Source organism: Nostoc sp. (assembly GCF_036919575.1).
Classification (GTDB): Bacteria; Cyanobacteriota; Cyanobacteriia; order Cyanobacteriales; family Nostocaceae; genus Nostoc.
Window position 1 is genome coordinate 80,294 of the sequence record NZ_JBALBY010000002.1, and the last position, 21,017, is coordinate 101,310.

Genomic DNA, 21,017 nt, shown 5'->3' on the forward strand with positions numbered 1-21,017 from the left:
CGATCGCCTTTCTTTAACCCCTACTCTAGGAGTCAACTATCATAATGACACAAGTACAAAAGTTCGTAGAAAATCAAAAATTCGCTCAAGTACAGTTGGAAGAGTATTTGAGTAGTGAAGACTTCAATACACCCACCCTCAAGGAATCTGCTCAAAAGCGAGCGCCTAACAGAGAACCAATTAAACATTTATTGATTGGTTCTCCAAAAGCCGTCACTAGTACAATTCACTATTTGCAGGTAATTGGTTATGCAAATGTTGGAGACTAGAGTCAACTACTACCAACCGCTAACCCTGACGAGGTTATGAGTATTTTAAGCCGTCAGATTTTAGTTTTATAACTTTAAACAAGAACCCCGACTTTTCTAAAAAGTCGGGGTTCTGTTTCGCTGACAGTCTGGCGTGATATCAGCACAGTTGAAAATTCCATACTCAAATATGGAAATGGTATATTAGACCACAATATATAAATCCAGTCACTTAATTAGCGATCGCATTGGCCTACGATAACACCTGCAAATACCTTGCTGAAAACTACCCTGCTGAGTTTGCTAGCTGGTTACTCTCAATTGACACCTCAGATATCCAAGTACTCAAAACCGAACTTAACCTCGAACCAATTCGCGCTGATTCGGTGACATTCCTGCAAATCGCCAACCAAATCTTACATTTAGAGTTTCAAACTACACCCAAATCCAAAACTCCACTTGACTTTCGGATGCTGGATTACTACACCAGATTAAAGCGAGAATACTGGTGTGAGATTAAACAGGTGGTGATTTTCTTACAAGCCACATCTTCTGAAGGTGCATTTCAAACCCAGTATATAGACACGAACACCAGACACTCGTATAGAGTGATTCGTTTATGGGAGGAAGATCCCACACCACTGCTAGCTAACCCTGCACTCTTACCACTGGCGACATTGGCGAGAACCGACTCACCCGCAGACTTATTAGAGCAAGTTGCTGCTAGTGTCGATATGATTGAAGAAGCAGACGAGCGACAAAATATATCAGCTTGCGTACAGGTTTTGGCTGGTTTGCGGTTTGACAAAAATGTGATTAAACAGCTTTTTAGAGAGGAAATTATGCAAGAATCTGTGATTTACCAAGACATTCTGCAAAAAGGATTGCAACAGGGAGAAGAACGAGGAAAGAAACAGGAGGCGCTACAACTGATTATGCGTCTTTTGACACGTCGGTTTGGTGCAATTGAGCCGGAGATAGAACAGCAGATTCGCACTTTATCGATCGCTCAACTAGAAGAGTTAGCTGAAGCGCTGTTAGATTTCTCCAGTCAAAGTGATTTAGTGAATTACTTAGCTCAACCTCATCAGGAAGATTAAGTTTCGCCATTGCCATCACTAAGTACACGTCACTGTAAAAGGGGTTCGGAAATATTGAGACTTGATGTTGGGTTCCACTTCGTTCTACCCAACCTACGAATGATTAAATTCCATACCCTTTTTGTGGTGTTGTGTACTAAGCACTTCTCAAAGCCACAATCGGGTCAAGTTTAGCTGCGCGACGTGCGGGAACGACACCAAAGAATAAACCAATACCAGCAGAGACACTAACTGCCATAGTAATCGCTACGGGAGAAAGAGTCGCTTCTAAAGGAGTCAAGGCTCCCACTAATAGAATGCCACTGATACCAACCGCAGTCCCAACTAAACCACCAGCTGCGGAAACTATCACTGCCTCAATGATGAACTGTAGCAAAATATCTTGCTCAGTTGCCCCGATCGCTTTTCTCAATCCGATTTCTTGGGTGCGTTCGGTGACGGAGACTAGCATAATATTCATGATGCCAATGCCACCAACAAACAGCGATATCCCTGCGATCGCTGCTAACATAATTGTCAATGCACCTGTAATTTGACCGACAGTTTGCAAAGCATCCTTTTGAGAGCGAAGAGTAAAGTCATCTTCACCATTGATTTTGTGTCGTAGACGCAACAAATTAGTAATTTGAAATTCTGCTGCATCCACGCTCTCTGAATCACGAGCGGCAGCAACGAGATAATCTAAGGCGATACCATAGGGAGAATTCTTTCCCACAAGTCGGTTTGCGGAAGTCGTAATCGGTATTAAGGCAGCTTCATCATAATCTGCACCGACGCTAGAACCTTTAGCTGTTAACGTCCCAATCACTTGAAAGCTAGTATTTCCGATTCGCAATTGCTGACCGACAGCGTTACTATTACCGAATAGTTTTTCTGCCAAGTCTGCACCTAACACAACAACTTGGTTACTTCGCTTGATGTCTACCTCAGAGAAAAACCTGCCTTTAGCAGTTTCAAAATCCCGCACTGATAGGAAACTGGGAGCTGTGCCAATGATGTTGACATCGGTATTTTTGTTGCGGTATGTAATTACCTGTCTTCTGTTTAATTCGGGAGCAACTCCTACTACTGTTGGTACCTGAGAAGCGATCGCATCGGCATCTTGCAACACCAGAGTTTTTGGCACTTCAAAGGAGATACGCTGAGTTTCTCGATTACCTGGAATCACAAACAGCACATTTGGCCCTAATGACTCCAGCTGTTTATTCACGTACTTTTGGCCACTTTCGCCAATACCAATCATGCCAATAACTGAGGCGTTACCAATAACTATACCCAGCATGGTGAGAGCGCTACGCAGCTTATTTGACAGCAGGGTTTTTCCCGCCATTTGGACACTTTCTAAAAAGTTCATACTAATTCGTAATTCGTAATTAAAATTTCAAAAATCTTGTTATCAAAAAGATGGGTCTAAATCCCCTATACAAAACTGTACCCTTCTCTTCGAGACGCTGCGCGAACGGCGTAGCTCAGGGCATCGCTTCCGACTTCCGACTTCCGACTTCCGACTTATTTATTCTTTTGTTCTTTTGCCTTCTCAATTTTGTAGTCTTTGGGTGGATTCACAAAAATGCGATCGCCTGCTTTAACTCCCTCTAAAATCTGAGTTTGCTCTTGGATTTGCGCCCCAACTGTAACTTCGCGGAATTGGGGTTTATTGTTTGCATCTGGTACAAGTACGCCAGTTTTACCCTTTTCGGTGACGATTGACACCGTTGGTAATACTAAGGCATTATTGACGCGATCGCCTAAAAAAGTCAGATCCACATTTAAGCCAGAACGCAGTTTATCTGTGCCAGTATCAAGAGCAACCCGCACCTGGAAGGATGTTACACCTTGTTCCACCACAGCTTCTGGAGCAATCAGGCGCACATGACTTTTAAAAACTTGATCGGGATAGGCATCGGCGACAATTTCCACCTGCTGTCCCGGTTTTATTCTGCTAAGATCGGCTTCGGGAACTTGAGCTAATATTTCTAAACCGCGTGCTACAGCCACAATTGAACTGGAAGTTGCCGACGCACTAGTAGAAGCAGAGGTTGTGGGTGTGACAAACGCGCCTGGTTCGGCATACTTTTGCGTCACAATTCCCGAAAGAGGAGCGCGAATAATTGTATCTTCCAACTGCACTTGCACACCCTTCAATTGAGCCTCAGCAGAGGCAACAGCTGCTTGACGCTGGACAATTTCTTCAGAACGAGTACCATCTTCCAACAGAACTAATGCTGCCCGTGCTTCATTCACAGCCGCTTGGCGTTGGTCAATTTCCTCAGTCCGAGTGCCACTTTGGACTAACGAAAAGCGTTTTTTAGCTTCTTCTAAATTGGCTCTAGCACTTTTGTCGTCGCTGATGGCTTGATCGAGTAATTGTTTTGTCTCTGCTCCCTCTTTATATAGGTATTGGTAACGCTTTACCTGTTGACTTGCGTAATTCACCTTTGCTTGAGCCGCATCCACTTGGGATTGAGATTGAGCAACCTCTTGGGGACGATTACCAGCACGGGCTGCGGCTAACTGGGCTTGAGATTGTGCTAATCGCGCCTTAGCTTGAGCAATTTCTTGAGGACGACTACCAGCAACGGCTTCGGCTAGTTGTGCTTGACTTTGGGCTAAGTTAGCACGATACTGGCTTCTTTGGGCTTCAATGCTGGCACTATCCATCCGCGCGAGAATTTGCCCTTGTTGAATGCGATCGCCTTGTTCCACATATAATTGCGACAGCACACCGGGATTCTTCGGACTAATGTTTACGCTCTGAACTGGCACAACTTTGCCACTAGCTGTAATCCGCAAAGTCACGTTTTGCGCTGCCACTGGCACAGTTAATTTAGCAATATCTTCTTTTGTCCCTTGATTTATCAGCGTGTAGGCTGTGACTGTACCAACAACCAAGGCACCCCCAGCTATCAGCCCCATCAGCCAGCGTAATGGATACTTAACTTTGCCTATAACTGGAATTTCTATGTAAGCCATATATATAAGCCTATGAATATTACTTTGTGCGAGTAGTCCTCAGTTAGAAGGCAAGTGCAGAAATACGGATTTTTTCAAACTTTTGGATTAAATTTTTATTAGTAAACTCACAACTAGACGCATAATTAGCTTCATAGTTGCTTAATCTTCCTTGATAGTAGACATTACATACCTAGATGTCTTCACCTAAATGGGTGACTTTAGCCACTGGTGTACTGTAGCGGGAGTTTGCCTCGCTTTAATAAATAATACAACACGGCGTAAATAAACCACCCATTCCAAATCAATAGTTCGGTAAGTCTTACAGGTAGCTCTGCCGAACTGCTGTGTCACCATGAAACACATACGCTGGATTGATTTTGACTTTTGACTTTTGAATGAGTGACTTCCGCCTTGCGGTACTGGCTCCCCTACGGTTATTGAGAATGGTTCAAATAATTATTGCTGAAATTGGGTTAATAACCAAGCACCAACTTGACTTTGATTTATTTGACGAGTTCGCCGTAATGCTTCGTTTAATAAAGAAATTGCTAATCCTGGTAATACCTGAGATTCTGTAATCCGCCTACTACCTTGGTTTTCAATAGCAAAAGCCATAACTTGCACATTCTGGACATTTAAAATCCAGTATTCTTTCACTCCTAAATCTTCGTACAAAAGTCGTTTTTCGCCTTGATCATCAGCAAGTGAAGTATTAGCAACTTCAATAACTAAATCTGGTGGTGGATAGATATCTAGATTAATGATTGAAGTTCCATAAGGAATGACATCAGCATTCTCGCCAATATAGTAAGATACATCAGGTTGAGCTTCATTAAAGCCTGTTTTCCGATATGTACAGTTAGTTAAGCCTTTGGCGAGGATACCTTTGATTGTGCAAAAAAGGTTAACAGCAAAGGCAATAATTGTGTTGTCGCAGGCGTGGTCATGTCCGAGTGGTGCCATTTCAATTCTTATATGTCCATTGTGGTAGTAGCCTTTGGCTTTCTGGTAGGCAGGATTTTCAATTACTTGAATATATTCATCCCAAGTTGCTGCTATCCAGGTATCAGTTACTAGTTGGATCTGTAATTCGCTCATAATATTGCTAAAGGGGAACTTTAACAACGATCATACAAGTTTTATCGAAACAGAATTCAGCTGTCTATTCTGACCGAAAAAGCGGATAGTGCCACAAAGAGCGAGTCCGCATCCGCGCAGCATCTCGTAGAGAGCCTCTTGATTCAGAATTCTGAATTCTTCTTCAATTCAGTGCGGGCAAACAACGGAGATGCTTAAAGAAGTCGGAGGTCGGAAGTCGGAAGTCGGAAGCGATGCCCTGAGCTACGCCGTTCGCGCAGCGTCTCGAAGAGAAGGGTACAGTAATGTATAGAGGATTTAGACCCCGCCACAAAACTTTCTGCCGTCGTTAGGCAGGTGAATTAAACTGAACATACTTTGTTAAACCCACGGAACTTGTTAAACTTATCTAGGACTTACGCACTTTACAAATTGAGCATCATCTGGATATCAAGCTTATTAAGATAAAAGTCTTGCCCTGCCTCGTTCCCAGGCTCTGCCTGGGAATGTGGTCACTGGGAGGCTCTGCCTCGTAGTTTGACAGGAGGCAGAGCCGGACACAAGAGCATTACAAGGCTCTGCCTTGTAACGAGAGGTGATGCACATTGCCTCGTTCGCAGGCAGAGCCTGGGAATGTGGTCACGGGGAGGCTCTGCCTCGTAGTTTGACAGGAGGCAGAGCCGGACACAAGAGCATTACAAGGCTCTGCCTTGTAACGAGAGGTGATGCACATTTAGTTATCTCTGTCAATGCGTAAGTCCTATTATCTACTAATGTAAAACTAGTACATCCTGGCGAAAACTTTCCACCACATCTGACTGTACTTGATTCGTAATCAGGGAAACAAATTTGTCAAGGTCGAATGGTTTAAGTAAATATTCTTCAAACTCTACCTCTGGAATTTGGTCATGAGTACCTGTGGTAGATGTTGAAGTCACAATGATTGGAATATGATTACCATTGTTTGCTTCCATAGCACTCAATGTATTTAGCAATGTATAAATACTTTCACCTAAGAACCTAATTTCACACACCAGGATGTTGGGCGTGAAACAACTCAGGATTTCTAAAGCTTCTTTTATAGAACCAGCAGCGATCACATTTGCGCCCAAGTCTTTGAGTAATAACGCGTACAAATCTCTACTATCGCGATCGTTGTCTACAACGAGTACTTGTACACCTTTGAGTATCCCAGCTCTCAAGCAAAAGTCATTGATTAAATTCATAATAAGACCTGCGATTAGGGCTTTAAGTGTAAAGTGGGCTAAAAAATACGTAGTCTTAAAGAGACAAGATAATCTGATAGGTCACACAATTTTGGATTTTAGACTTGTCGTGAGCGTTCAGTCGAATGATTTTAGATTGACCTCAGCAATCAAGTCACTGGCTCCTGTGATTTAATTATCCTAATAGCGAAAATCCAGATTTTTGACACTACGTTGTCGGATTGCCCTTAGATAGAGTACATAAGTTGATTTCAAAGAAATTAAATAACCAAGTTGTAGAATCAAAAGTAGGAGAGAATCACTGGAATGGTTCTATTCTTTGTACTATAAACTTGGTGTTGTTTGATTTGGTGAATGAGTTGATTAACTACGACACAAAATGTAGTCAAAATTATTTTTACAAAAAGAATTATTGCCATTCTCTATCCTCAAGTTCCTTTATCGGCAACAATAAGGTGGCTTCAATTTCTTGCCTGATAGCAGCCGTCACTTCCGAATTGCTATGTAGGCAATCGAGTAGTAACTGATTGGCATCATAGTAGCGTTGCAGCACTTGCTGTTGTTCTGGGCTAAACTGCCACTCATGGTTAATATTGCGATAATTAATCACCGTTATCTTTAATTGTTCAGCCCAGGCTGAATAGTTCGTCTGCCCCCATAGCCCAAACCGTTCTTGACTTTGACGAGAATTTGGCAATTGTTCAGAGAGTTTTTGCAACGATTTATGCAGTCCAACATCCAAAACAATGCCCAGAATATTCGAGAGAGCTTCTCCACAGATGTGGATGTGGGCAAAGTCCTGGCTCCCATCAATTGCACATTCCAGCAGCAGGTCATCTAATGCGACATCGAGAAACATCCCCTGGTCGAGGCTGCTGGCTAGGGCAAAGTGAGAAGCTATATGAGGAGTCCGACTCAAGGCAAGGTAAAATGCTCGAACTGTCGCATCTTTTGTTTGGGTGGGAATCGTGCGAGATTTTTGGCTGGCCCACGTCAAAAATTCTTGTAAATAAGGGTCTTGAGCAACCAGTGTATCAATCTGTTGTTTCATCAACAGTACCAGCTCGTCCGCACTCCGAAGCATGGTAGCCGTTAACAAGAAGATTTCGCGCCAGTGCGGGTCAGTGATATGACTGACCAATCCTCCCAGAGCTTGCTCAAATGCCTGTAGGTTATGGCTGGCAACGATTTTTCTTGCAGTTAAATATTCTTGAAACGCCAGATAGGAGAAGGAGAATATTCCCCGCGCCCGTTCTGCGAGTAGCCCATGTTGAGCTTCAATTGCCTTCAGCGCCGCTTCGCTTTCTATTTGCAGCTCCTCTGCATCCATTGGTGCGTTGGTCAGATTCTGAATATACTCACCAATGTATTGCTCAACGATGCGTTGCTCAAAAAAGTACTGACCTTGCTCAAATGTCGCTGCTGCAATCTGACTCAATAACTTAAGCTTTTGTGGTAATAAAAACCCTCGGTAAACGTCATCCCGTTCAATGCCTCTGGCTTCATCCCATTTACCCAACACCAGGTCTAGACCTTGTTTATAAAAGTCAGTCCGCTTAGTCGGAAATTTTTCTTGACCGTGAAACAGCCAGCAGGCAAGATGCAGAAATAGGGGTGTGACGACGAGTTGGCGAAATTCCCAGTTTTCATCTAACTCCAATTTCTGAATAAACTGAATCGACTGCGCCAGACCATCTTGAGTGTTGATGTTGGGAAAGGCCACAAACCATTTTTGAGCGAAGGCTCGAATTTGTTCTGAGGTAAATGGGGCAATCTCAACATCGGTAAAGCCTCGAAGTCTGAGCTTTTGAACTGCTGTTCGACAGGTGGCCACAAACTGATTTTTGTGATACTTCTCTGAAAATAGGCGAATTTCGCTTAAGACAGCATTGCTTTGTTGGTTAAGAACTTCATCCATGCCATCAAGCAAGAGTAACACTCTGCCTGTACTAAGCAAGGTTTCGATGACTGAGGGATCTGATATTCTAGATGTGTGAAACTCCTGGCGGATGTACTTTAATAGGCTGAATTCGCTGGTGATTTTAGACTCTTGGGCAAAGTTTCTGAGTGTGATGAAGATCGGAACTTGATTCGCTGCAAATGCGCCTTGGTTACACTGAATGGCGAGATATTGCAAAAAGGTGGTTTTACCTACTCCTGGTTTGCCTAGCACTCTGAGCTTGGAGTATTTTTCAACCGCGTGTGTACCAGGTATCTGGTTCTGGTCAGCCTCACCTAAGCCAAAACGGTCAAATTCTTTGGGATCAATGCTTTGCAGCTTAGTGATTTCTAAGTACTGTTGACTTGCAATTGATTCCAAAATATTCACATCTATATATATATCATCGATCGCAACGGGACGGTTAATATCCAATAACTGCAAAATCCCACACTGGTCTTGAATTTTGTCGAAGCGTTGCGATCGCACTTTTTGCACTAATGTATCAATATCCACGACAGAGGGCTGGGTGAATTCTTCTCGTTCACCGAATTCTGCGGGAGGATTGGTAGCAATCTCCCGCCAATTCAGTGACAACACCGAACAAATTTCAATAAAGCTATGACGCTCAACCGGACGACCACTGAAAAACCGCCAAATTGGTTGTCTAGTCTTGAGGTTAACTTCTCCTGCCAAATTGTCTTGTGTCCAGCCCTTGCGAGCGAATGCTCTTTTAGCCTCTTGAATGCCAGTCAGTGATGCTTGGAGCGATCGCTTGACCATAGGACAAAAACCCTGCTCCTCAAATCATGAACTTAAACTTTTATTAATCTCTGCGATTTTATCGCTTTTTATGTGATACCACTATTCTACTCGATTAATCTTATACAAAATCCCAGAGTATACTCTTATTTTCTTAAAGTTTTATAACAAACTCAAACGTTATACGTTTATCTTATACATCTCAAGCTTTGGCAAGACTTGAACTTAAACATTGATCTGTAATGCTTAAGTAGAGATTGAGGGCTTACTTATGAATACTTACTTGCTCAGAAATTATAGTTGTATAATTTAGAGCTTATATCTCTAAATTATGCAACAAGTTATATTATCGAAAAACTGGGTTTAAAACCCCGTGCTTCACGCAATGCTTTAAGTTTTGTGGCAATGAGTCTTTATCCCCGTTACAAAACTGTACTTCCGACTTCCGACTTCCGACTTCCGACTTCATTATCGAAAAACCCCTTTTAGGAAAATATCTGCGAGACGGGCTTCAAAAACTAAATATTTCGACTTGTGCTTCCTCCTGAAAAATCGTTAGGACATCAGGCTGACATTGCTTAACTAGTGCAATGATGTCTCTGGCTCCTTCCTGATATAAGTCTTCGACGTAGCCACTTCTAGAAAGTTGTGCCTCTTTTTCACTATCAAAAGGCCCAAAGTAATAAGTACAGCGCGGAACAGTAGTGTTAATTTCTACCCACCAGGCAAACTCTGACTGATTAAATTGAAATAAATTCATGAAGGATACCAATGATTAATTAAACTTGATTAAAGAAATTTTGGATCACAGATTAAAGTACAGTCCGATATCAAGACATTCTTCATTTTTCCTCGTGTCGTTTTCTAAAATGGCATTTCCTGATAGCAGTAGTTACAACGCCAGTAAACTCCTTTTGAACTGACGTGACGGAGTAAAGCATTTGAACAGTAAAGACAAGTAGATTTTCCCTTCATAGATTGACTGATTTTTGTAGATATATCAGCTTGGCTGTAACCAGCAATCAAATTATTTTGACTCGTTAATAAATGTTTCATTTTCCTAGCCTAAATTCTTAAATGATAATTTGCTAATTATTTTTAGTATGACATCCTAGTGTTATAAATCATGTTTGACGAAGCGATTAAGTAGCGTATAAGTTGTATGATATGAGCTTAAAAAATTAAACATATAGATTTCTCGTAGGGAACATTGCTGTGCCCCTACCAACGTATTTGTATCATTATTAAAGTTAAACGGTATTAGGGACTTCCAAGAAAGAAATTATCCATCTTGTGGGGCATCGGTGAGAGGTTAAGACTATAGAACTTTTGTCAATAAGTAGTAGTACTTAAAATTAGGTGAAAAATTGGGCTAATCAACAGAATTTTTGGGCGTGCGATGCCGAAGGCGGGCTACGCCTACGCTAGACATTTAAAAGACCAATAAGCTGTTGCGTATTTAATTTGTATATTGGACGCGGGCTTTTCGGCCCGCACTACAATATTTTTGGGTTTTCGTGCTATACAATTTAGCTGCACATCAACTTAGTTTGCCCGTAGCCCAAGGCGGGCAAGATGCCCACCCCACAAAATTGGATAATTTATTTGTTGGAAGTCCCTAACTTGACACCAATGGCTTTTCGGACTACCCCACAATAAATAATTGGATATTTTTTTATTTGGAAGTCTCTGATGATGAATGTCCCTTGGGTTAAAGCTTGATCCTCCTTAGCTCTCTTTTTTAACGAGGGAATTAGAACAAACCTTAATTGGTTACATTTTTGCAGCAAAGAAATGCTGCTTCACCACATCTAAGCGTGAACAATTCCAATAATCGACATGGGAGACAATCAAACCATCAGAGTTAATACCTAGTTCGCTCCAACCAGGAATGGAGATCCGTGGTTTCCAGGGGAGAGGAGTATTCCAACTAAGTGTCCACTCAGTTTTTATTGTGTCTCCTAAACGTTGAATATTATGTAAGTCCATCTTGGGATCTAAAAACCAAGTTTGGATAAAATTAATCATTTCTTTGTAACGTTTAACACCACGAAATTTATTCAGTGGGTCTTGAAAATAAACGTCTGGAGCGTAAATGCTGTAAGTCTGATTTAGTGGGAATCTTTGATAGTCTTTTTTGAGAATTTCAATGATATCCATGTTAACTTTTGTTAGATATAGTCTCTAGGTTAGCGCAGAGATGCATTATAGCGGTTCTCAATTGCATGGAATACAGTAGGGGCACAGCAATGCTCATGCGTGTCAACTTAAGCTCAAACCCCTTTAAAACCTCGTTTCTAGCCTCTGGCTAGAAATGCAGTTCCTGGTGGCTCTGCCGCAAGTTACGGAGGCGGAGCCTCTCCGACGGGCATTCCCAGTCAGAGACTGGGAACGAGACTATCTCTAAAAGCTGGTTTTAGGCTGGCTTTAACCTTAAGTTGACACCAATGAGCAATGCTGTGCCCCTACCATGTGTTGCATCCAAACGAGAACTGCATTAGTTTATTCACAAGAACGCTGTACTATTTGCTAGACAATTTCTAGTGGTAAAGTTTCATTTACCCTGAACACGTAGTGGGGGCGTACAGCTAAGTGTACACCCCCACAAATGAATGTATTTCACCCAATTGAAATATTTGATTTAAATGATCAAATTGCTCAAAAACACGATGCCGATCGCACAGAAAGCGAAGCCAGCAATGCTCATTTTCCAGGGTAAAATTCGGTTGATTTCTCTCATACCCATTGCAATACCAATTTCTCTGGCACTCATGGCGATCGCAAACAGAGTTAAGGTAATGCCTAGTATATAGGCAATTAGTGGGATCATTCCTGCCCCAATAATAGATTCAGCATTAGCGTAACCCTGAAATAAACCTGCACTGATACCCAGCAGAGCAAGTAGTATCAAGTTTGGTTGATTTGGCATCATCAGCATAGTACCAAAAAGGATGGTAGAAATAGCGATGGCTGCGCCCGCCGTTGGCATCGCTATTTCTGTACTTGGTAAATTTAGCTGGAATAAATGAATTACAATGCCCAAGATTGCTGCTAAAACAAAACATCCAGCGATCGTCGCAGCGCCACGAATAAATACAGATGAGAGTAAGCCAATAGCAATAATACCAACTAAACAATTCAAGCTAATTACTGGATCTGCTAGTCCCCAAAGAAAGCCTTCCCAGCAGTTAGAGATGGTATGCTTAACTGGTGTTCCACTCAATGAACTCAGTAAGCTAATTAAAATTAGAGCTGCGATCGCTCCAATATGGCGATCCATGAACTTTGAGGGATTAAATTCCCCCCAAGTACGGGATTCTGATAATTTAGTCTTGAACATCGCTATATACCAAATTAGTTTTTAGGTAATTTATACTACCCACATACCCCAAAAAACTAACGTGGTAATGATGCTAGATCGTACTAGCTTCATAAAGTTATGTAAAGCCGCATTGGTAGAAAAAGTTCTCTCATAAGCAAGTAGGATTGGGCTATTGATATTGAGATTCAAGATGCGATCGCTAATCAAGAATCAGCCCAAAACTGCTGACAATACAACTAAATTATAAAAATGAATCTAAAGTACCGTCAATTCCATATATTGGAGCGAGAACTAGGGCAAAACAAAGCGAAGACTTGCGGCGCTTGCGAGAAACTCCCACTTTAACTCCTGAGTTTTTACAATGGCTGCGTACTTCTTCTCAAAATGGTGGTAAAAGTTTGCTAGATTTAAGTTAGTAGACGTAGGTTGGGTGGAGCGGAGCGCAACCCAACTGATTATCAGGATGTTGGGTTACGCAAAGCCTCCAACGCCACTTGCTACAACGCTCTTAACCCGCGCAACGCAGTGGCTCCCCAACAAAGCAATTTTTTTGCAACTAACCGCCCTTTTAATTCCGACTTCTGACTTCCGACTTCCGACTTCTTTAGTGGAATGTTCCTCTTTACCAAATTTAAAACTTATCTTAACTGAACTCTATTAGCAAAAAGACTAATCTAGAAAGTAGGTTCATTGGCAGAGAGAATGAAATTCATCAAATTGCTACTATTTAGTATTCCTCTGATCTTCTTTGCATGGATTAGTCCACTGCAAGCTAGTGCAATAGCTCAATTGTCAACTCCTTTACCTTTAGTTGCAGAACGTGAAACAACATCTCTGAAAAATTCACAGGATGTATTAACTGTTGCAACTTTTAATGTTGAGAATTTAGACCCGAAAGATCGACGTTTTGATAATATTGCTAAAATTATTGTTAATAATCTGAACGCACCAGATGTGATCAGTTTAATTGAAGTTCAGGATAACAACGGGCCAATTAATGATAACGTTGTTAATGCTAACCAGACTTACCAAAAACTGATTGCAGCGCTTGAAAATATCGGTAGTCCAGAATATAACTTTGTAGATATTGCACCCAATGACGATCAAGATGGTGGAGAACCCGGAGGCAATATTCGTATCGGTTTATTGTTTCAACCCAGCCAGATAACTCTCGCAAAACTACCCAGAAAAGGCGGTTCATTAGATGCTGTGGCGATTACTGAAGGTTCAAATGGTTTTGATCTCTCGCTTAACCCAGGTCGGATTGACCCTACAAATAGTGCTTTTGATCAAAGCCGTAAGCCACTTGCAGCAGAATTTATATTTAATGATCAAAAAGTATTTATCATTGCTAATCACTTTATTTCCAAGCTTGGAGGTTCTCCCAGCGATGCTCAACGAGTCAAACAAGCTGAAATCGTTAATGAATTCGTAGCGCAACTACTACAAGTTGACCCGCAAGCCAAAGTAATTGTATTGGGTGATTTAAACGATTTACCAGATTCTTTACCTTTGAAGACTTTGAAGGGTAATATTCTTGAGAATCTGACGGCTCGTTTACCTCTTAGTGATCAGTTTACTTACAAATTTCGGGGAAATCTTGAACTTATTGATCATTTGTTGGTTAGTGAAAATCTTTCCCGTTTTGCTAAACCGGAAATTGATATTGTGCATGTAGATGTTGGCTTTAGTAAGCCTGTTAGCGACCATGATCCGGTGATTGCTGCGTTTACATTACCTGCTAACCAGTCTACCTCTGATACTTTTCCTCTTGTTAGCCAATCTACACCCGCAAGTGATTCGGCAATTATATTGCCTCAATTATCCAAAGTCGCTCTAGTTAAAGAACTAGCTAAGGAGTATACGCCTAGCAAAACTTTGAATTATGATCGGGCAAGAGATCAAATGTTTGGTATTATTGACAACCAAGCAGGTATTGTGACAGATATTTATGCTAGTTACCCAATTCGTTTAATTGGCAATGGCGATCCTAGTCAGGAAGCTGATAAATTAGGACTGAATACTGAACACGTTTGGCCTCAAAGTAAAGGAGCTAACAAGGGTAATGCCCAAAGTGACCTTCACCATCTATTTCCTGCACGAGAAAATATTAATAGTGAGCGAGGTAATAAACCCTTTGGCGATATAGCGGACACAAGTACTAAGAAATGGTATCGAAATGATATTGTTCAATCGACAATTCCTAGTAGTGCAATTGACGAGTTTAGCGAATCAACATCTTCTGAATTTGAGCCTAGAGAGAAAGTAAAAGGGGATATAGCCAGGGCAATTTTCTACTTCTACACTATCTATCGAGATCAGGCTAAGAAAGTAGACGAAAATTACTTTCAGAATCAGCGTCAGACTTTGTGTAAATGGAATCAACAAGACTTACCTGATATTACTGAAATAGAACGCAGTCATGCGATCGCTGAATTTCAAGGTAATGAGAATCCATTTGTGTTAGATGTCACGTTAGGAGAACGGGCATACTGTAATTCTTAAAGAGCAGGGTAGCACAGCTGTCAAAACCTCATTGGGCAGCAGCCGCAAGTCTTGAGGCGGCAGCCCTCTTGCAATGCATTCCCAGTCGGAGACTGGGAACGAGAGACAAAATTATCGGCCAAAACTTTAATGCAGTAATTCCTCAACTTGATGTTGACCCCACAAAGTTCTGTATAAACCCTGTTGTTGCACCAGTTCTAAATGATTGCCTATCTGCACAATTTTTCCCTTTTCCATTACAAATATTCGGTCAGCTGCCGCCGCCGCCGATAATTGATGGGTAATGAAAATTACTGTTTTGCGTTCAGTATCACCTGAGAGATTTTTAAGGATTTGCGTGGCTGTTTGATTATCTACACTAGAGAGGGCATCATCCAAAATTAATACTGGAGCGTTGACTAGCATCGCCCTAGCCAAGGCTGTACGTTGTCGTTGACCGCCAGAAAGATTAATACCACGTTCACCAACAATAGTTTCATATTGCTGGGGAAAATTGTTAATTTCTGATTCAATTTGGGCAAGTTGAGCAACAGATTCTACCTGCTCTTGTTCCCTAAGTGGATCACCATAGCGGATATTATTTTTGATTGTAGTGCTAAATAGAAAGCTATCTTGAGGAACATAGGCGATCGCACCTCGTAAAGAAGTCAAAGCAATTTTAGTAATATCCAGCCCATCTAAAAACAATTGTCCTGATTCAATATCTAACAAGCGCGGCAAAGCATTGGCCAAAGTAGATTTCCCTGAACCAATTGCCCCAACAATCGCCACGGTTTCTCCGGGAGCAATGGTAAAGTTAACATTTGCTAAAGCTGGAGTAGTGGAACCAGGATAAATGTAAGTGAGATTTTTAGCTGACAGTTCTCCTTTAAGTTCAGCTATTGGTAAATGTATCGCATCGGCTGTGTCTTGAATTTTCGGTGTGACAGAGAGAATAGATTCAAGCCTATCAATACTAACTTCACCCCGTTGGTAAGCAGTAATTGTGAATCCTAAAAGGGCTGTGGGAAAAACTAGACGCTCTACATAAATTAACAGTACTAAAAAGTCGCCAACCTGAAGGGTTCCAGAAGACATCCGCGCCGTCCCTAGCCAGATGATTACCAGCGAACTGATGTTAGCTAGCCCACCAATTAAAGGAAACAGTGTATTTCGGCTTTTTGCTAATTCCAAGTTAGCCGCTAATAGCTGTTGATTTTTCTTAGCGAAGGCTCGACGCTCGTTTGCTTCTTGGGCATAGATTTTAATTAAGGCAATGCCACTGATATCTTCTTGAATGAGTTCGCTGATGTCAGAGAGTTGCTCTTGAACTGCTGCTTGTTGTTTGCGTAAGCGATCGCTAAATAGACTCACTAACACGAGCATAAAAGGGTACACTGCCAGAGAAGCGAGTGTGAGATCCACACTAATCGTCAGCATGACTGGCAGTGTCAGGGCGTAGGCAAACACCGTATTTGCCAAACTCAAAACTGCAAAACCCAATAACCGTTTGATATTGTCCACATCACTGGTAGCCCGACTAATCAAATCGCCAGCAGTATTACTGGCAAAATAAGCCGGTTCTAGCTTGAGTAAGTGTTCAAAAATCCGTTGTTTCAGGTCAAATTCCACCTGACGCCCCACCCCAAATAGCCAAATTCGGGATGCCATCCGCATTAGCCACATGGCTGAACTGAGCAAGACAATGATTACTACGTAATGTAGTATTTGGCTCAAGTTAAAGGTTGTCGAGAGTTTATCAACACCATCACGAATCAACCAAGGGATATAAACGCCCAGTCCATTTACAGACAACAAAGCGAGAATCCCTAAGGATGCCTCCCGCCAATGGGGTCGTAAGTAAGCAGTGAGTTTAGCGATTCGTCGAGATTTTGCCATTAAAGCAATTTTGCAACTTTATCCTAGATTAACTGCTAGTTCAAGAAGGCAGCTAGAGGAGAATTCAGAATTGAGAATCCAGAATCCAGAATCCAGAATCCAGAATTCAGAATTCAGAATTCAGAAGTAAAACAGGGTTTATCAAAAAGATGGGTCTAAAACCCCGTCATAAAGGACGGCTTTAAGTTTTGTGGCAATGAGTCTTTATCCCCGTTACAAAAGTACAGACGCGATTAATCGCGTCTCTACGACTTCCGACTTCCGACTTCCGACTTCTTTATAACTGGCTTTGGGACTTAGCTGGCGTTTAACCCTGTTGTGGTTTTTATTACCGTTGAACACGCAAGAACCTGTAAATTTCAACGAGATAACTTTCCCAAGTTCTTGTTGTCAATTGCAACGTTTGGGCGTCCGGTACAAAGTCTTCAAGTCGTAAACCGCGTGTGCGGATATCTTGAACATTTCCTTGTAATAGGTAGGGAGGCACTCTCAAATTATAAGAAAGAATGCGATCGCCTGTTACATCTGAGATGCTTGCTGTGGTGGTTGGTTGCCCTAATGCCACCAGTGTTTCAGATGTTGGTGCAGCAGTTGCTACGTAGGTTTCACCTGTCATTGCTAAAGGTGCCCGATAAAGGAAATAGGCGACTGCTGGTGTACTTGCCAACAGCAAAATCGTCAGCGCCCAACCGATTAAGTATCCTCCTGGTTTCTCTATCCCACCTCCTTTGATTTTCTGAGCTGCAAAAATCATCAGTAAAACAGAGGCTCCTAGAGGCTTGAGTGGAAAAGACAGCATTCTCCACAATGACGCTACAGCTGGTTCATTGGGGTTAAGAAATGATAGGGCTACGATTATCAAGATAACGACTAAGATTAATCGCCCTACAAAACTTCCAGAGGGATAAAATCGCTGGAACAGAGAATATACGATAGTGCCAATCAGCAGCCACAGCAGTACTCGACTTAACAATAGAAACATAGATTAACTCTCAAATTTTCTGTTACGGTGAGCCAGTATGGTGGTGAAGCAGTCCACTTTTATATGGGTTTTCACGCCAACTGCTTTTCCTGTCAAAGACACTCTTGCTAGCAAGCTTTCTCCGTGGGAGTAGTATAACCACTAACGCAGAGCCTCCCCAAGAGGAACTGCCGTGCATGATTTCCCTGTATAAAACAACTAGCGACTTCTTAGCTGTAGCGACGCTAGGAGCGTCACCCGTAAGGGTCAATCTAGAGGTTTTGGGAAATGAATTTATTTTATTGTCAAATTGTAATCGCACTGTTTGACTTAAAATACCTTAAACCTCACACCCAAAGACTACCGTCGTAGTGATTTTAGTGCAATTTTTTGCCACTGCGTCTAATATTTATAATTTTCTTGAAGAGTAATGTGACACCGGTAAACTAAATTAATTGAGTAATCCACTCAAAAGGAAAAACTATGTCGCCTGAAAAGCCTACTATTTTAGTCACGGGGGGAGCTGGATATATTGGTTCTCATACAGTGCTTGCTTTGAAGCAAGCGGGTTATAAGGTTGTCATCCTTGATAATCTGGTCTATGGGCATCGTGACCTGGTAGAAAAGGTTTTACAGGTAGAATTGATAGTTGGGGATACAGGCGATCGCGCCTTGCTAGATCACCTATTTAAAACCCACGATATTGCTGCTGTGATGCACTTTTCTGCCTATGCCTACGTAGGAGAATCGGTGACTGACCCGGCTAAATACTACCGCAATAACGTCGTTGGCACTTTGACTCTGTTAGAAGCAATGCTGACGGCATCTGTAAAGAAATTTGTCTTTTCTTCTACCTGTGCCACCTACGGCGTACCGGAATTTGTACCCATTCCAGAAACCCATCCTCAAAATCCAATTAATCCCTATGGCGCTACTAAGCTGATGGTAGAGCGGATTCTGGCTGATTTTGATGTTGCTTACGGTTTCCAATCAGTGCGTTTCCGCTATTTTAATGCTGCTGGTGCTAATCCCAGTGGTTTACTTGGCGAGGATCATAATCCAGAAACCCATTTGATTCCTTTAGTGCTAATGACAGCTTTAGGGAAACGAGAATCCATCTCAATTTTTGGCACCGATTACCCCACGCCCGATGGTACTTGTATTCGTGATTATATTCACGTTAACGATTTAGCAGATGCCCATATTTTGGGATTGGAATATTTATTAAAAGGTGGCGATAGCGAAGTTTTCAATTTGGGTAATGGTAGTGGCTTCTCTGTCAAAGAAGTAATTGCAGCTGCCGAAGAGGTAACAGGAATTTCGATACCAGTAGAAGAACGCGATCGGCGTCCTGGCGATCCTCCAATTCTCATTGGCACCAGCGAGAAAGCCAGAACAATCTTAGGCTGGCAACCTCAATACCCACTCATCAAAGATATTGTCGCTCATGCGTGGCAGTGGCATCAACAGCGACATAATTTGACTTGATGGCATTGAGTCGAGATCGCTGCATATTTGGAAATTAACGATTATCCTGGTTAGGTTTGGTAATTTGCTAATTCTTCGTACTTAACACCGTTTTAGGCAACGAAAAATCAAGCCTTCCAGCCCCTATTTCCGTTTTGGTTCATATCTCGGCTCAAATTTTACAGATTTTATTCGTCCCGATAAACTTCTCTCCGATGCCCTACTCTGACGACGGTTACTACTAAGACATCATCGTAAATATCATATAAAATACGATAATCACCTACTCTGATGCGATAACGGTTCTCACCATTTTTTAATTTGCCGACACCATCAGGGCGAGGATCTTCAGCTAATTGTTGAATTTTGCTCTCTAGCCTTTCTTGAATATCTACGGGTAATTGTTTGAGTTGTTTGGATGCCTTTTTTGAAATTTGTACTTGGTAGATCATGCAATTTTTTGCTTATGTTCTTCCCAAGTTAAAGTGCCATTTTCGGCGATATCTTTTAATCCCTCTTCAAAGTCTCTTTCGTCTTCCTCGTCTTCCTGTTTACGGATTTTTAATAGTTCTAAAATCTCTTGTAATGTATCGTCATAAGCAAGTTCTAATTGTTGATTAATAGTCTTGATTAAGGCTTGCCTTTTAGTTTTAGTTTCCATGTTTTTAACAAAATTCGGTGGGTTTAAGTCCCCGGCTACAAAAGAAGCCGCAAGTTTTGTGGCTCTTTCTAAATCCCCATTATAAAACTGTACTTCCGACTTCCGACTTCCGACTTCCGACTTCTTTAAATTGTAGCTTTAGCCAAGCGATCGCCTTGGCATTTTAGAGCCAGAGGACAAGGGGGACAAGGGAGAAAAATCACTCCATTGTCTCCCCCTACTCCCCTACTTGCTACAGACGCGATTAATCGCGTCTCTACCGACTCCCTACTCCCCACTCCTCCTCATACTTTGCAGGACGACAAATAAGATGGCGATAAATCCAAAGATTGGCAGTGCGATCGCCCAAACTGGTAATTTCTGAGATCCACCCTCTCCTAAATTGCTATTGACATCTCGCAAGTTTTGTGTATTTTGTGTAGACCCACCTGCCACAGTAACTTCAAATTTCAACTGAAAGGGTTTGAATCTTGCCCCAGAAACTGGTTTACCATTTAGTTGCAACTCATAAATACCAGGCTTGGGAAAGACAACTTCCGCACCTGGGACGCCTTTATAGCGTTCAGCTGCCACAGGTTCTAATGCTGGTTCTAGGAGTGGTGGCTCTCCAGCTGCATAGGGTTTGGCATAAACAGCCAACCGACAATTACACTGTGACAGAGGAATCACCTTTCCACCTCTGCGGGTAAGTGCAAACCAGGCTTGAGAGGGTTCTCCAGCACTGGGATTATCATTTGGTTCAATGTGGAGGGTCGCGCCGACATCTGCGGCTACCTCAACCTGATGAGCAGCAACAGGGTAAAGATTAGTTATTGATATAACTAAGGAACTCAGAAATAATAAATACTTCATTCTTCCTTTGTTTAGGTAATGTCTCTGTTCTTGACCTGTTGAGATGGAGTCAGAGAACAAAGAT

Annotated in this window: 17 protein-coding genes and 1 pseudogene; 4 read left to right on the forward strand and 14 right to left on the reverse strand. The window is 42.0% G+C overall.

Translation table 11 applies throughout. From position 1 onward, the window contains the following. Window positions 1-44 precede the first annotated feature (44 nt). Together V7K27_RS00900 and V7K27_RS00905 are read left to right on the forward strand one after the other, a co-directional pair. Window positions 45-341, forward strand: a pseudogene (locus V7K27_RS00900) (hypothetical protein). A gap of 155 nt (window positions 342-496) precedes the next feature. Beyond that, entirely contained in the window at window positions 497-1,348 is an 852-nt protein-coding gene (locus V7K27_RS00905) for a DUF4351 domain-containing protein (RefSeq protein ID WP_334943413.1), read from the forward strand. A gap of 136 nt (window positions 1,349-1,484) precedes the next feature. Here V7K27_RS00905 and V7K27_RS00910 read toward each other — a convergent pair whose 3' ends face one another. The 9 genes from V7K27_RS00910 to V7K27_RS00950 form a co-directional block, all read right to left on the reverse strand. Further along, window positions 1,485-2,702, reverse strand: coding sequence for an ABC transporter permease (locus tag V7K27_RS00910; protein WP_334943415.1), 1,218 nt, complete (start codon window positions 2,700-2,702; stop codon window positions 1,485-1,487). Between the two features lie 155 nt (window positions 2,703-2,857). Then, window positions 2,858-4,321 carry an efflux RND transporter periplasmic adaptor subunit gene (locus V7K27_RS00915; RefSeq protein ID WP_334943417.1) on the reverse strand — a complete coding sequence of 488 codons (1,464 nt, stop codon included), beginning with the start codon at window positions 4,319-4,321 and terminating at the stop codon, window positions 2,858-2,860. A gap of 438 nt (window positions 4,322-4,759) precedes the next feature. Further along, complete coding sequence (locus V7K27_RS00920) at window positions 4,760-5,401, reverse strand: Uma2 family endonuclease (protein WP_334943419.1); 642 nt, start codon at window positions 5,399-5,401, stop codon at window positions 4,760-4,762. 749 nt (window positions 5,402-6,150) lie between these two features. After that, entirely contained in the window at window positions 6,151-6,606 is a 456-nt protein-coding gene (locus V7K27_RS00925) for a response regulator (protein ID WP_334943421.1), read from the reverse strand. A 409-nt stretch (window positions 6,607-7,015) separates the two neighbouring features. Then, a complete protein-coding gene (locus V7K27_RS00930; protein WP_334943423.1) occupies window positions 7,016-9,328 on the reverse strand; it encodes an NACHT domain-containing protein in 2,313 nt (770 codons plus the stop codon). Between the two features lie 490 nt (window positions 9,329-9,818). Then, the gene (locus V7K27_RS00935; protein WP_334943425.1) at window positions 9,819-10,067 is read right to left on the reverse strand and encodes a DUF1816 domain-containing protein; all 249 of its coding nucleotides are present in this window, start codon (window positions 10,065-10,067) and stop codon (window positions 9,819-9,821) included. A gap of 104 nt (window positions 10,068-10,171) precedes the next feature. Then, window positions 10,172-10,363 (reverse strand): hypothetical protein, encoded by a 192-nt coding sequence (locus V7K27_RS00940; protein ID WP_334943427.1) that lies wholly within the window; start codon window positions 10,361-10,363, stop codon window positions 10,172-10,174. Between the two features lie 717 nt (window positions 10,364-11,080). Further along, a complete protein-coding gene (locus tag V7K27_RS00945) occupies window positions 11,081-11,467 on the reverse strand; it encodes a DUF2358 domain-containing protein (protein WP_334943429.1) in 387 nt (128 codons plus the stop codon). A 481-nt stretch (window positions 11,468-11,948) separates the two neighbouring features. After that, window positions 11,949-12,647 carry a HupE/UreJ family protein gene (locus tag V7K27_RS00950; protein ID WP_334943431.1) on the reverse strand — a complete coding sequence of 233 codons (699 nt, stop codon included), beginning with the start codon at window positions 12,645-12,647 and terminating at the stop codon, window positions 11,949-11,951. A gap of 684 nt (window positions 12,648-13,331) precedes the next feature. On the opposite strand from V7K27_RS00950, the gene V7K27_RS00955 reads away from it, so the two are divergent. Then, window positions 13,332-15,134: an endonuclease gene (locus V7K27_RS00955; RefSeq protein ID WP_334943432.1), complete on the forward strand. Its 1,803-nt coding sequence runs from the start codon at window positions 13,332-13,334 to the stop codon at window positions 15,132-15,134. A 126-nt stretch (window positions 15,135-15,260) separates the two neighbouring features. On the opposite strand, the gene V7K27_RS00960 is transcribed toward V7K27_RS00955, so the two are convergent. Then, on the reverse strand, window positions 15,261-17,012 hold the full coding sequence (locus V7K27_RS00960) for an ABC transporter ATP-binding protein (RefSeq protein WP_334943434.1): 1,752 nt from the start codon (window positions 17,010-17,012) through the stop codon (window positions 15,261-15,263). 328 nt (window positions 17,013-17,340) lie between these two features. Next, a complete protein-coding gene (locus tag V7K27_RS00965; RefSeq protein ID WP_334943436.1) occupies window positions 17,341-17,994 on the reverse strand; it encodes a hypothetical protein in 654 nt (217 codons plus the stop codon). 462 nt (window positions 17,995-18,456) lie between these two features. Here V7K27_RS00965 and galE point away from each other — a divergent pair, with 462 nt between their 5' ends. After that, window positions 18,457-19,461 carry a UDP-glucose 4-epimerase GalE gene (gene galE, locus V7K27_RS00970; protein ID WP_334943438.1) on the forward strand — a complete coding sequence of 335 codons (1,005 nt, stop codon included), beginning with the start codon at window positions 18,457-18,459 and terminating at the stop codon, window positions 19,459-19,461. A gap of 167 nt (window positions 19,462-19,628) precedes the next feature. Here the strand turns inward: galE and V7K27_RS00975 are convergent, their stop codons facing one another. The 3 genes from V7K27_RS00975 to V7K27_RS00985 form a co-directional block, all read right to left on the reverse strand. Next, window positions 19,629-19,892 carry a type II toxin-antitoxin system RelE family toxin gene (locus V7K27_RS00975; protein WP_334943440.1) on the reverse strand — a complete coding sequence of 88 codons (264 nt, stop codon included), beginning with the start codon at window positions 19,890-19,892 and terminating at the stop codon, window positions 19,629-19,631. Then, a complete protein-coding gene (locus V7K27_RS00980; RefSeq protein WP_334943442.1) occupies window positions 19,889-20,101 on the reverse strand; it encodes a hypothetical protein in 213 nt (70 codons plus the stop codon). Before V7K27_RS00980 ends, V7K27_RS00975 begins: the two co-directional genes overlap by 4 nt. Window positions 20,102-20,368: 267 nt before the next feature. After that, on the reverse strand, window positions 20,369-20,953 hold the full coding sequence (locus tag V7K27_RS00985; RefSeq protein WP_334943444.1) for a hypothetical protein: 585 nt from the start codon (window positions 20,951-20,953) through the stop codon (window positions 20,369-20,371). Between the last annotated feature and the right edge of the window lie 64 nt (window positions 20,954-21,017).